The organism is Stappia sp. 28M-7 (assembly GCF_014252955.1).
In the GTDB taxonomy this organism is placed as follows: domain Bacteria; phylum Pseudomonadota; class Alphaproteobacteria; order Rhizobiales; family Stappiaceae; genus Stappia.
This window is the reverse complement of the sequence record NZ_JACMIA010000001.1, coordinates 3,512,032-3,525,067: the sequence shown is the minus strand read 5'-3', so window position 1 is coordinate 3,525,067 and position 13,036 is coordinate 3,512,032. Positions and strand designations below refer to the sequence as shown.

The 13,036-nt window shown below is 66.7% G+C and carries 10 protein-coding genes; 4 read left to right on the top strand and 6 right to left on the bottom strand.

Going from position 1 to position 13,036, the window contains the following annotated elements:
- The first annotated feature begins 244 nt into the window (after positions 1–244).
- Both ettA and H7H34_RS15755 read left to right on the top strand, forming a co-directional pair.
- Entirely contained in the window at positions 245–1,894 is a 1,650-nt protein-coding gene (ettA, locus tag H7H34_RS15760) for an energy-dependent translational throttle protein EttA (RefSeq protein ID WP_120267109.1), read from the top strand.
- A 176-nt stretch (positions 1,895–2,070) separates the two neighbouring features.
- Complete coding sequence (locus tag H7H34_RS15755; protein WP_120267110.1) at positions 2,071–2,685, top strand: MOSC domain-containing protein; 615 nt, start codon at positions 2,071–2,073, stop codon at positions 2,683–2,685.
- Positions 2,686–2,695: 10 nt separating this feature from the next.
- On the opposite strand, the gene H7H34_RS15750 is transcribed toward H7H34_RS15755, so the two are convergent.
- Positions 2,696–3,037, bottom strand: a complete 342-nt coding sequence (locus H7H34_RS15750; protein ID WP_185925729.1) for a DUF2293 domain-containing protein — start codon at positions 3,035–3,037, stop codon at positions 2,696–2,698.
- A 15-nt stretch (positions 3,038–3,052) separates the two neighbouring features.
- Positions 3,053–4,015, bottom strand: coding sequence for a LysR substrate-binding domain-containing protein (locus H7H34_RS15745; RefSeq protein ID WP_371811406.1), 963 nt, complete (start codon positions 4,013–4,015; stop codon positions 3,053–3,055).
- A gap of 122 nt (positions 4,016–4,137) precedes the next feature.
- Between H7H34_RS15745 and H7H34_RS15740 the strand changes: the two genes are divergently transcribed.
- Positions 4,138–5,214, top strand: coding sequence for an acyltransferase family protein (locus H7H34_RS15740; protein WP_185925728.1), 1,077 nt, complete (start codon positions 4,138–4,140; stop codon positions 5,212–5,214).
- Here the strand turns inward: H7H34_RS15740 and tsaA are convergent.
- The gene (tsaA, locus tag H7H34_RS15735) at positions 5,192–5,740 is read right to left on the bottom strand and encodes a tRNA (N6-threonylcarbamoyladenosine(37)-N6)-methyltransferase TrmO (RefSeq protein WP_120267114.1); all 549 of its coding nucleotides are present in this window, start codon (positions 5,738–5,740) and stop codon (positions 5,192–5,194) included. The genes H7H34_RS15740 and tsaA overlap by 23 nt on opposite strands.
- A 242-nt stretch (positions 5,741–5,982) precedes the next feature.
- On the opposite strand from tsaA, the gene H7H34_RS15730 reads away from it, so the two are divergent.
- Entirely contained in the window at positions 5,983–7,062 is a 1,080-nt protein-coding gene (locus tag H7H34_RS15730; protein ID WP_185925727.1) for a DUF2336 domain-containing protein, read from the top strand.
- A gap of 90 nt (positions 7,063–7,152) precedes the next feature.
- Here the strand turns inward: H7H34_RS15730 and metH are convergent, their stop codons facing one another.
- The 3 genes from metH to H7H34_RS15715 are packed head-to-tail and all read right to left on the bottom strand — an operon-like array spanning position 7,153 to position 12,864.
- Positions 7,153–10,884: a methionine synthase gene (gene metH / locus H7H34_RS15725; protein WP_120267116.1), complete on the bottom strand. Its 3,732-nt coding sequence runs from the start codon at positions 10,882–10,884 to the stop codon at positions 7,153–7,155.
- Positions 10,885–10,892: 8 nt separating this feature from the next.
- The gene (gene metF / locus H7H34_RS15720; RefSeq protein WP_120267117.1) at positions 10,893–11,810 is read right to left on the bottom strand and encodes a methylenetetrahydrofolate reductase [NAD(P)H]; all 918 of its coding nucleotides are present in this window, start codon (positions 11,808–11,810) and stop codon (positions 10,893–10,895) included.
- A 1-nt stretch (position 11,811) separates the two neighbouring features.
- Positions 11,812–12,864, bottom strand: a complete 1,053-nt coding sequence (locus H7H34_RS15715; protein ID WP_245165097.1) for an ArsR/SmtB family transcription factor — start codon at positions 12,862–12,864, stop codon at positions 11,812–11,814.
- Positions 12,865–13,036: the final 172 nt, after the last annotated feature.

Genomic DNA, 13,036 nt, shown 5'->3' with positions numbered 1-13,036 from the left:
AGCGCCCAGCCCGTCGCCAGAATGCTGGTCGACGGTGAACGGGAGGTAAACGCGGGGGAGGCGCCCGTCGTGCCGATCCGGCACATCTGCAAGGTGGCGGCAATGCGGGAGCGGGCGGGGCGCGAAAGCGGGCCAGGCGGGGCCAGGGGGCTGGCGTCCGGGGACTTTCCCTTGCCCCGAAGGCCTCCATCGACTAAGAAGCGGCCAGTTTCCCCTCATGTCCAGAATGGAGCGGCAAGCACCTATGGCGCGCCAGTTCATCTACCACATGCACGGTCTGTCGAAGGCCTATAACGGCAAGAAGGTCCTCGACAACATCCACCTGTCCTTCTACCCGGACGCCAAGATCGGCATCCTGGGCCCGAATGGCGCGGGTAAGTCGACGCTGCTCAAGATCATGGCCGGTCTCGACAAGGAGTATTCCGGCGAAGCGTGGGCGGCCGAGGGCGCACGTATCGGCTACCTGCCGCAGGAGCCGCAGCTCGATCCGACCAAGACGGTGCTCGAGAACGTCATGCTGGGCGTTGCCCACAAGCAAGCGATCGTCGACCGCTATAACGAACTGATGATGAACTATTCCGACGAGACGGCGGAAGAGGGCGCCAAGCTCCAGGACATCATCGACGCCGAGGATCTGTGGAACCTCGAGAGCAAGGTCGAGATGGCGATGGAGGCCCTGCGCTGCCCGCCGTCCGATGCTGCGGTCGACAACCTGTCGGGCGGCGAGCGCCGCCGCGTGGCGCTGTGCCAGCTGCTGCTTTCCGAGCCGGACCTCTTGCTGCTCGACGAGCCGACCAACCACCTGGACGCCGAGACGGTGCACTGGCTGGAGCGGCATCTGCGCGAGTTCAAGGGCTCGGTGCTGATCATCACCCACGATCGCTACTTCCTCGACAACGTCACGGGCTGGATTCTGGAGCTCGACCGCGGCCAGGGCATCCCCTACGAGGGCAACTACTCGGTCTATCTGGAGAAGAAGACCAAGCGCATGGAGCAGGAGGGCCGCGAGGACATGGCCCGCTCGCGTGCGATCTCCCGCGAGCGCGAGTGGATGGGTATGTCGCCGAAGGGCCGCCAGACCAAGTCCAAGGCGCGTATCCGTGCCTATGAGGACCTGCTGGCCAAGCAGGAAGAGCGTCTGCCGACCATCGAGCAGATCCTCATTCCGGTCGGCGAGCGGCTCGGCAACAACGTCATCGATCTGGAGAACGTCTCCAAGGGCTTCGGCGACCGCCTCCTGATCGAGAACCTGACGTTCAAGCTGCCGCGCGGTGGCATCGTCGGCGTGATCGGCCCGAACGGCGCCGGCAAGACGACCCTGTTCAAGCTGCTGACCGGCCAGGAACAGCCGGACTCGGGCACCGTCACCATCGGCGACAGCGTGCATCTTGGATATGTCGACCAGTCGCGCGACAAGCTCGACCCGAACAAGACGGTCTGGGAAGAGATTTCCGACGGCCACGAGATCATCTATCTCGACGGCAAGGAGATCAATTCGCGCGCCTATTGCTCGTCCTTCAACTTCAAGGGCCCGGCCCAGCAGGCGAAGGTGGGCAACCTGTCGGGCGGCCAGCGCAACCGCGTGCATCTGGCCAAGGTTCTGAAGCAGGGCGCCAACGTCCTCCTCCTCGACGAGCCGACCAACGACCTCGACACCGAGACGCTGGCGGCCCTCGAGGACGCGCTGGAGAACTATGCCGGCTGCGCCGTGGTCATCAGCCACGATCGTATGTTCCTCGACCGTCTTGCCACCCACATGCTCGCCTTCGAGGGCGACAGCCATGTCGAGTGGTTCGAGGGCAACTTCGAGGACTACGAGAAGGACAAGGTGCGTCGCCTCGGCGCCCATGCGGCCGATCCGCGCCGCATCAAGTACAAGCCGCTGACGCGCTGAGGCGCAGGCGGAACGCCCTTCTGGCAGGAGACGGCGGCGCGGTTCTCGCGCCGCCGTTTTCGTTTCCGCTCCCCTTCCCGGCGGCAGGGGGCGGCTTTCCTCGCCGTAGGACTCATTGTATCCCTCGGTTTCCCGCACCGGTTTTGCCTGCGGGCGATGAGGCAGGAAGGTGAGCGATGGCGGATCTGTTCGGACGCGAGCACATGGACGAGTTGCACAGCGTGCCGGCGCGCAAGCTCGCAGCAACGACGGTCAAGGTGCTCGCCACCCAGACGCCGGATGATTTCCGCACCACCTGGACGGCGGCGCTGAAGCTCTGCTTCGAGGGCATCCCCGGAGGGCGCCACACCGGCTACACCCGCCGCTCGGGCTCGCGCGAGCCCTGGTATCCGCGCGGTACCGAGATGTGCAACGAGCGACAGGTGTCGATCCTGTCCGCCGAGGAACTGGCTGAGGTCGCAGCCGACATGGGCCTCCCGCGCATCGAGGCGGAGTGGATCGGCGGCAACGTCCTTCTGGAGGGCCTGCCGCGCCTGTCTCTGGTCCCGCCGCGCACGCGTCTCGTCTTCGCTGGCGGCGCGGTGCTCCGGGTCGATGGCGACAACATGCCCTGCCGGATCGCCGGGGCTTCCATCGCCGAACACTATCCCGACCGCGAGGGGCTCGACCTGCTGTTCCCCAAGACGGCGCGCCGCCGCCGCGGTCTCGTCGCCTATGTGGAACGGCCCGGCGTCATCCGTCCCGGCGAGGCGGTCACCGCGCATATTCCCGAGCACTGGCTCTATCGCTGAGAGTTCGCCCTCAATCCTCGCTGATCTCGTCCTCGTCGGCACTGACCTGCCGTGTCGCGCCCCAGTCGAGCAGGGTGTCGTTGATCGAGGTCAGCGCGAAATAGCGGGCCGCGTCGCGCTCGTAGCCGTCGTCGAGCAGCGCGTCGTAGTCGCTATGGGCATGGCGGACATGGGCGACGAGCGCGAGCCACACGGCCACGGAAGGCGGCAGGTGCCGCAGATGCGGGGCGAGCGCCCCGGCCAGCACCGGTTCGGCATCCGCGAAAGGAATGCGCGGCACCGTCACCCGCAGCGCCTTGCGCATCTCCTTCTGGCGGCGGGTGCCGCCCGAGGCTTTTCGCCCTAGGATCATGCCGGCCTGGTCCGCTCAGGCATCGGGGCGCTGTCCGGTGCGAAAATCCTCGCCGACAGCGAGCGGCGGCAGAAGCTGGGCGCCGGGATCCAGAGCTTCGAGAATGCAGCTGCCGAGTGCCTCGAAGTCGCGTTTGCGCGGGGAGGAGCGCCGCCAGACCAGCCCGACCGTCCTTTGCGGCTGCGGTTCCTCGAAGCGCAGCAGCGCCACCCGTTCGTCGCGCACCTCCACCGAGGCGCAGAGTTCGGGAAGCAGCGTCACGCCATAGCCGGCGGCGACCATCTGCATCACCGTCGACAGGCTGGTGGCGCCGAAGCCGGAGCGGGCGGTCGGCTGCAATCCCTCGCAATAGTTCAGCGCCTGATCGCGCAGGCAGTGCCCTTCTTCCAGCAGCAGCAGCGAGGAACCGTTGACGGTCCGCGGGTCGACGCGCTGGCGTTCGTCGAGATCGGGACGCGACTGCACGGCCAGCAGGAAGCGATCCTGGAACAGCGGCCGGGTTTCGAATTCGGCGCCGGCGACGGGCAGGGCCGCCAGGATGACGTCGAGTTCGCCCTGCAGCAGTTCGCCGACCAACGCCTGCGTCAGCGTCTCGCGCAGCTGCAGCTCGACATGCGGATGGCTCCGGGTCAGCGTCGGCAGGATGCGCGGCAGGAGATACGGGGCGATGGAGGGAATGATGCCGAGGCGGAGCGTCCCGCTCATCACCTCGCTGGCGTGCCGGCCATAGTCGAGAAGATCCCGCGTCTCGGACAGGATGCGCTGCGCCCGGCGGGCGATTTCCTCTCCCTCCGCCGTCAGGCGGATTCCCGAGGTGCGGCGCTCCACCAGGGCGATGCCGAGGGTCGCCTCCAGCTCGCGCACCTGCATGGACAGTGCCGGCTGGGACACGGCAACGGCTTCGGCGGCGCGCCCGAAATGCAGGTGGCGGGCGAGCGCATCGAAATAGCGCAGCTGGCGAAGCGTGATCATTGTCATTGGATAAACTTATCGCGGGCAGCCTTCAATGCGATTGGTGCTGATCAGGCGGATGGCCTGCCGTTTCAATTCCCCTTAACCGGAAAATGGCGATACTCGGGGCCTGAGGCGAGGGGGATGTAATGAGTGCTGCGGCAAGACGGCCGGGTCTCGACTTGATGCGGGTTGCGGCCGTGGCGGCGGTCGCCTGGTTCCACTACGGCTTTCGCATGCAGGTGACCGGTGAGGCCGGGCCTGTCGCCGGGGCGTGCGAGCCGGGCGACTGGGCGCGGTTCGGCTATCTCGGCGTCTCCGTCTTCTTCGCCATTTCCGGCTACGTCATCTCGATCTCGACGGAAGGGCGCGATCCCTTCACCTTCGCCGTTGCCCGCATCGCGCGGCTGTGGCCGGTCTATGTGGTGGCGATGACGCTCACGGCGCTGGTCACCCTTGCCGTGCCGGCGCTCGGCTTCCCGCTGTCGCTGCCGCAGTATCTTGCCAACCTGACCATGCTGTCGCCGTTTCTCGGCCAGCCGTTCATGGACGGGGCCTACTGGTCCATCGTCGCCGAAATCCTGTTCTACGGCTGGGTCGGGCTGTTGATGCTCGTCGGCCTGTGGTCGCGCCATCAGGTCGCCATCGCCCTCGGCTGGCTGGCGATTGCAGCTCTCGACCAGACCGTGATCGACAGCGACATCCTCCGCCGGCTTCTGCTGACCGACTTCGCCGGGTTCTTCGCCTTCGGGATGATGCTGCGGGCGCGCGAACGCGGGGAGGCAGGGGCGATCTTCGTTCTTGCCGCGGCCTTCGTGCAGGCCGTCGCCGCAGCGATCCTGTTCGCAGACGGACTGGTCGAGCTCTATCGCGGCGAGCCGTTTTCTCCGCTTGCCGTTGCCGGCATCGTCGCCGTCTCGCTCCTCGTTCTGGCGCTGGCAACGCGGCTGGACGCACCCTGGCTGCCGGTCGGGCCGGTCGCGGTGGCCGGGCGGGCGACCTATCCGTTCTACCTGCTGCACCAGCACATCGGCTATGCGGGCTTCTTCCTGCTGGCGCCGGCGCTCGGGCTTGGCGTTTCAGCCATTGTCATTCTTGCTGTGATCGCGCTTGTGGCGCTGCTTTTGACCGTGGGCGTGGAGCGGCCGGCGGCGCGAGCGATACGCGGGGCAGGCGAGTGGGTGCGATTGCGGGTCCTGTCGTTCAGGCGTCGCCCGGCGGGCTGATCACCCCTGTCTCTTTCAGCCGCTCGCGCCAGCGCACCTGCGCGTCCGGCACGCTGTCGGTGGTTGCGAAATAGGGCTTGATGTCGACGAGCGGCGTCCCGTTCAGGCAATCGAGACCGCGCACCAGGAAGCCGTCCTCGGTCATGTCCAGCAATTGCACGACCGACAGGGACACCGGGTTCGGGCGAACCGGCGCGCGCAGGCCGAAACAGCCATGGGTCTCATCGGCAAAGCCGGGCGCAAGCACCGCCAGATCGCGGCGGGCCTTGTGCATCCAGTACAGCAGGATGAGGTGGCTGCATTCCTCCACCGACTTCAGCCCCTTGCGATATTCCGGCTTGAGACGGACGCGGCAGACGGCATCGGTGGCGCGGCCGTTGCGCGGGCACTCGGCCCGCGTCGTCCAGGGCGTTTCAACATGTCCGATGAAGACAAGACCGGCGTCGAACGGCCCTTGCGCCGGGTCGTGATCGAACGCTTCCTCGCCGGGCCGTGCTGCCGTTTCATCGTCAGATCTGTCGCTCACCTTGGCCTCCGCACCGATGATCCCTTGCGTTCCTTGCCGGCAGTTATCCCACGCCTTCCTGCCGTCGTCTGCTCGCGATTTGCCGCATCCTGCGACGATTCAAATTTTAATCGAACTTACTTTGTATTTATCAAGTGTTTTCATAAAATATAGGTAAGTAATGAGCTGTTCCCGTCGACTTTTTGTTTAATCGACTCGTGCTATTCACGCCGAAATCAAGCTTCTCGGTCGGGGAAATAGCAATGTCAAACATGCCAAATACCGAGCTCGTGAACTTCGAGGCGTTGGCGAACGAGCCTGACATGGCGCGGCGCAACGAGCTTGCGCGCAATGTGGCGACTCTCTTCTCGCTGACGTCCGAGAAATGCTCGGATGAGCAGATCGAGGTCTACGACGCGGTGCTGGTGCGCCTGTCCGACATGGTGGAGATGCAGGCCCGCGCCTTCATCGCCGGCCGTCTGGCCTCGCTGCGCCGGGCACCGGAGGGAACCATCCGCCGTCTTGCCGACGACGAGATCGAGGTTGCCCGCCCGGTGCTGGAGCAGTCCACCGTGCTGCGCGATTCGGACCTGGTGAATATCGCGCTCAAGCGCGGCGAGGACCACAAGGTCGCCATCGCTGCCCGCGAGATCCTGTCCGAGATGGTCACCGACGTTCTGGTGGAGACCGGCAGCGCGGCCGTGCATCGCACGGTGGCGCGCAATGGCGGCGCGAGCCTTTCCGCCCGCGGCGTTCTCGGGCTTATCCAGTCTTCCGGCCTCGACGAGGACCTGCAGATGGCGCTTGCCGACCGCGATGACCTTGACGAGCGTGCGGTGTCGACACTGGCGGCGCTGGCCAGCGAGCGGGTGCGCATGCGCCTGCTCGAAACCAGCACGTCCGAGGGCGGCGAGGTCCCGCGTGCCGCCCGTGTCGCCGCGCAGAAGCTGTCCAACGAGTTCTGGCTGGGCCGCTACGACTTCGAGACCGCGATCGGCCGCGTGTATGCGCTGGCCCGCGGACCCGGCATCAATGAGGACACGCTGGTTCGGTTTGCCGAGGAAGACCGGTTCCCCGAGGCGGTCGCGACCTTCGCGATGATCGGTGATATCGGCATCGAGGAAGCCAAACACTGGATGGTGCGCACCGACACGGATCCGTTCCTGATTGTCGCCAAGGCGGCAGGTCTCGCACTTTCAACAGTGGAAAAACTGCTTGGCATGGGGCCGTGGCGCTACCGCCTGCAGGCCGAGGACCGCACGCGCATCCTCGACCGCTACAAGGGCATCAAGCCGCAGTCCGCGCGCCTGCTGCTGAGCCAGTGGCACGGCCGCGTCGCCTGATCGGCGGCTCGAACCAGAGCGTTGAACGACAAAGGGCGGGACCATGGTCCCGCCCTTCGTGTTTTCTGCAGCAGGCTGCGAGGGGGCGGATTACTCCGCCGCCTCCAGCTTGTGCGGATCGTAGTTCAGGATCGGGGCGAGCCAGCGCTCGGCCGTGGCAAGGTCCCAGCCCTTGCGCAGGGCATAGTCCTCGACCTGGTCGCGCTCGATGCGCCCGACGCCGAAATAGTGGCTGTCGGGATGGGCGAAGTAGAGGCCCGAGACCGACGAGCCCGGCCACATGGCATAGCTCTCGGTCAGCTGGATGCCGGCAGTCTGCGTGGCGTCCAGCAGCTCGAACAGCGTGCCCTTTTCCGTGTGATCCGGCTGGGCCGGATAGCCCGGCGCCGGGCGGATGCCCTGATACTTCTCGCCGATCAGCTCCTCGACGCTCGCGTCCTCCTGCGGGGCATAGCCCCAAAGCGAGGTGCGCACGATCTGGTGCAGCTTCTCCGCGAAGGCTTCGGCGAGACGGTCGCACAGGGCCTGGGCCAGGATCTTGTTGTAGTCGTCGCCTGCCTTGACGTAGCGCGAGATGAACTCCTCCTCGCCGTGGCCGGAGGTCACCGCGAAGCCGCCGACCCAGTCGGGGATGCCGCTGTCCTCGGCCGCGACGAAGTCGGACATCGCCACGTTGGCACGGGTGCCTTCGGCGCGGGCCATCTGCTGGCGCAGCGTGTGCAGCACGGTGCGCTCGCGGGTCCGCTCCTCGTCCTCGTAGAGCACGATGTCGTCGCCGCGCGCGGCCGCCGGCCAGAAGCCGACGACGCCCTTGGGCTGCACCAGCTTGTCGCGGACGATCTCGTCGAGCATCTTGCGGGCATCGTCATAGAGCGCCTTGGCAGCCGGGCCGTAGCGGTTGTCGGTCAGCACCGCCGGATAGGTGCCCTTGATCTCCCAGGTGGAGAAGAAGGGCGTCCAGTCGATGACATCCACCAGATCCTGCAGCGGCACCTCGATCGGGCGGATGCCGAGGAACGAGGGGCGCTGCGGCCGGTAGCTGTCGAAGGACGGGCGGAAGCGGTTCTTGCGCGCCTCTTCCAGGCTGGTGCGGCGGGACTGGCCGCGCGAGCGCGAGTGCCCCTCCGCCGCCTTGGCATAGTCTGCGCGCAGCGCCTCGACATAGCCGTCGCGGTCCGTCTTGTTCAGCAGTTTCGACACCACGCCGACCGCGCGGCTCGCATCCGTCACGTAGACGGCCTGGGAGCGGCGGTAGTTCGGATGGATCTTCACCGCCGTGTGGATGAGACTGGTCGTCGCGCCGCCGATCAGCAGCGGCAGGTCGAAGCCCTCGCGCTCCATCTCGGCCGCCACGTGGCACATCTCGTCCAGCGACGGGGTGATGAGGCCCGACAGGCCGATCACATCCACCTTCTCCTTGCGCGCGGTCTCGAGGATCTTGGCCGCCGGCACCATGACGCCGAGATCGATCACCTCGAAATTGTTGCACTGGAGCACGACGCCGACGATGTTCTTGCCGATGTCGTGGACGTCGCCCTTGACGGTGGCAAGCAGGATCTTGCCGGCGCTCGGCATGTCCTCGAGCCCCTGCTCGAGCTTTTCCTGCTCCATGTAGGGCATCAGGTAGGCCACGGCCTGCTTCATGACGCGGGCGGACTTCACCACCTGGGGCAGGAACATCTTGCCGGCGCCGAACAGGTCGCCGACGATGTTCATGCCGGCCATCAGCGGCCCTTCGATGACGTGCAGCGGGCGCGCAGCCTTGGCGCGGGCCTCTTCCACGTCTTCCTCGATATAGTCGGTGATGCCGTTGACCAGCGCATGGGACAGGCGGTCCTCGACGGCGCGTTCGCGCCACGACAGGTCCTGCACCTTCTGCTTGCCGCCCTGGCCGCGGAAGCGCTCCGCGATCTCCAGCAGCCGGTCGGTGGAATCGGAGCGCCGGTTGAGCACCACGTCCTCGGAGAGCTCGCGCAGCTCCGGATCGACGTCGTCATAGACGGCGAGCTGACCGGCATTGACGATGCCCATGTCCATACCGGCCGCGATCGCGTGGTACAGGAACACCGAGTGCATCGCCTCGCGCACGGGCTCGTTGCCGCGGAAGGAGAAGGACAGGTTGGACACGCCGCCGGAGACATGCGCATGCGGCAGGTTCTGGCGGATCCAGCGGGTCGCCTCGATGAAATCGACGCCGTAATTGTCGTGCTCGGAAATGCCCGTGGCGACGGCGAAGATGTTCGGATCGAAGATGATGTCCTCGGGCGGGAAGCCGACCTCGTTCACCAGGATCTCGTAGGAGCGCTGGCAGATCTCGGTCTTGCGGGCCTGGGTGTCGGCCTGGCCCTGCTCGTCGAAGGCCATGACGACGACCGCGGCGCCGTGACGGCGCACCAGCTTCGCCTGGGCGATGAAGGCGTCCTTGCCTTCCTTCATGGAGATGGAGTTCACCACCGCCTTGCCCTGGACGCATTTCAGGCCGGCCTCGATCACCTCCCACTTGGAGCTGTCGATCATCACCGGCACGCGAGCGATATCCGGCTCGGCGGCGATCAGGTTCAGGAAGGTGACCATCGCCTCCTTGGAGTCGAGCAGGCCCTCGTCCATGTTGACGTCGATGATCTGGGCGCCGCTCTCCACCTGCTGGCGGGCGACTTCCAGCGCCGTGGCGTAGTTGCCCTCCTTGATCAGCTTGCGGAAGCGGGCCGATCCGGTGACGTTGGTGCGCTCGCCGACATTGACGAAGTTGATCTCCGGCGTCAGCACGAAGGGCTCGAGGCCGGACAGGCGCATGCGGCGCGGCGGTTCGGCCGGCTTGCGCGGGGCGTGGCCGGCAACGGCCTGCGCGATGGCGCCGATATGATCCGGCGTCGTGCCGCAGCAGCCGCCGACGATGTTGACGAGGCCGCTCGCGGCGAACTCGCCGACCAGCTCGGCCATCGCCTCGGGGCTTTCGTCATACTCGCCGAACTCGTTCGGCAGGCCGGCATTCGGATAGGCGCAGACCAGCGTGTCGGCAACGCGCGAAAGCTCTGCTACGTGGGCGCGCATTTCCTTGGCGCCGAGCGCGCAGTTGAGGCCGATGGAGAACGGCCTGGAATGGCGCACCGAGTACCAGAAGGCCTCCGGCGTCTGGCCGGACAGGGTGCGGCCGGACAGGTCGGTGATCGTGCCGGAGATCATCACCGGCAGACTCACGCCCTTTTCCTCCAGCACCTCGTCGATGGCGAAGAGAGCGGCCTTGGCGTTCAGCGTGTCGAAGATCGTCTCGACGAGCAGGATGTCCGAGCCGCCGTCGATCAGGCCGCGCACCGCCTCGGCATAGGCTTCCCGCATCTCGTCGAAGGTGACGGCGCGATAGCCCGGATTGTTGACGTCCGGGGAGATCGACAGCGTGCGGTTGGTCGGCCCGAGCGCGCCGGCGACGAAGCGCGGGCGCGCAGGGTCGCGGGCCGTGACGATGTCGCAGGCCTCGCGGGCAAGCCGGGCGCCGACGAGGTTCAGCTCGTAGGCCAGCTCCTCCATGGCGTAGTCGGCCTGGGCGATGGTGGTGGAGGAGAAGGTGTTGGTCTCGACGATGTCGGCACCGGCCTCCAGATAGGCGACGTGGATGTCGCGGATCGCCGGGCCCTGCGTCAGGTTGAGCAGGTCGTTGTTGCCCTTCACGTCCTGCGACCAGTCCTTGAACCGGTCGCCGCGATAGCCGGCCTCATCCAGCTTGAGCGCCTGGATCATCGTGCCCATGGCGCCGTCGAGGACGAGAATGCGGTCGCGCGCGGCAGCGGTCAGGGCCGACGCCGCGGTCTTGGTCTTGTCTTGCATGATCAGTCTCAGGCCGCCTGTTGTTCCAGGGGAGCCGGGCGCAGGCCCAGCATGTGGCAGATCGCGAAAGTCAGGTCCGCGCGGTTCATGGTGTAGAAGTGGAAGTCGGTCACGCCGCGGTCAACCAGGTCCAGCACCTGCTCGCAGGCCACCGCCGAGGCGACCAGCTTGCGCGTCTCCGCGTCCTGGTCGAGGCCGGCGAAGCGCCGTGCCAGCCAGTGCGGGATCGAGGTGCCGCACTTGGCGGAGAACACCATGGTCGTCTCGAAATTGACGATCGGCAGGATGCCCGGAACGATCGGGATGTTGATGCCGGCCGCGCGCACCTTCTCCATGAAGGTCTCGAACAGGTCGTTGTCGAAGAAGTACTGGGTGATCGCGCGGGTCGCGCCGGCGTCCACCTTGCGCTTCAGGTTGTCAATCTCGGCCGACCAGTCGGGGCTCTCGGGGTGGCGCTCCGGATAGGCGGAGACGGACACTTCGAAATCGTCGGAGACGCGGCGGATGCCGGCCACCAGGTCGGAAGCATAGGCGTAGCCATCCGGATGCGGACGGTAGATGGCGCCCAGTCCCTCCAGCGGATCGCCGCGCAGGGCCACGATGTGGCGCACGCCGATCTCGTGATAGGCGCGCACGATCTCGTCCACCTCGGCGCGGGAGGAGCCGACGCAGGTCAGATGCGCGGCCGGGGCCAGGCGCGTCTCGGTCAGCATCCGCTCGACCGTGCGGTGGGTGCGCTCGCGGGTGGAGCCGCCGGCGCCGTAGGTCACGGAGACGAAGGAGGGGCCGAGCGGCTCAAGCCGCTGGACGGCCGACCACAGCGAGGCTTCCATCTTGTCGGTCTTCGGCGGAAAGAATTCGAAGGAGACGGAAACCCCGGTTCCCTGGTCCAGCTCGAAGCGGCGGAATCTCTCGGGCGATGACATATCAGGCGACCTCCTGGGTCAGGCTAAGTTCTGGAAGATCGGAAATGATCCGCGGATCGCGGGCGAGCCAGATGGTGACAGTGAGCCGGTCGGCCTCGCCCGCTTCCGGGTTGAGGTCGCGGGTCTCGACCACTTCGAGGCCGGCTGCATGCAGCCAGCGGTCCATCTGATCGCGCGAGAATCCGAGGCGGCGATGGGCGTGTTGATCGCGCAGGAACTCCAGTTCGTGCGGCGCGAAGTCGACGATGAGCAGCCGGCCGCCGGGCCTGAGCACCCGCGCCGCCTCCTCGATGGCCCGGCCCGGGTCGTCGAGGAAATGCAGCACCTGATGAAGGGTGATCAGGTCGTGGCTTTCGGCCGGAATGTTGAGCGCGTAGATGTCGCCCTGGCGAACCTGCACGTTGCGCAGGCCCTGGCGGGCGAGATTGGCGCGGGCGACGGTCAGCATGTCGTGACTGGCGTCGAGGCCGACCGCCTGCTCGTACTGGCCGGCAAAAAGCGAGATCAGGCTGCCGGTGCCGGTGCCAAGATCCAGCAGCGAGCGGAACGGCCGCTCGCCGACCATCTCGCGCAGGGCCTGCTCCACGGCTGCTTCCGGCACATGCAGCGAACGCTCCTGGTCCCAGGTCTTGGCGCGCGAGGCGAAGAAGGCGGCGGCAGCCTCGGCCTTGGCGCGGCGGGTGGCGGCAAGGCGCACCCGGTCGCCGGCCAGAACCGCGTCCTGCGGGTCGAGGCGGGACAGCAGCAGGCGGGCGAGATCGCCCATCGGGCCGTCGCCGAGCCGATAGAATACCCAGGCGCCTTCCGGGAAGCGCTGGACGAGACCGGCCTCGGTCAGGAGCTTGAGATGGCGCGAGATGCGCGGCTGGCTCTGGCCGAGAATGACGGTCGCATCCTTCACGGTGAGCTCGCCGTCGGCCAGCAAGGCGAGAAGGCGCAGCCGCGTATCCTCGCCGACCGTGCGCAGGCCGGCCAGCAGCTGTTCGGCGCTGAGCAAGGGCTCGCCGGCTCCGGTGGCGGCAGTCATGCCGGCAGTGTTCGCGTTGGTGGTCATGCGCATCCTCGAAAGGCGGTCCCGCTCGAAATGCGATCTCGCAGGAAGATATAAAGATATCTTTATACCTGTATCGCCCTTAAGGCAAGGGCCGGATGCTGTGCGTGTGCGCCCGTCCACATGGCGGAGGGCGCCGCCGCGCTGGTGACGTGTGCTGCTTGTCCCCGGTACG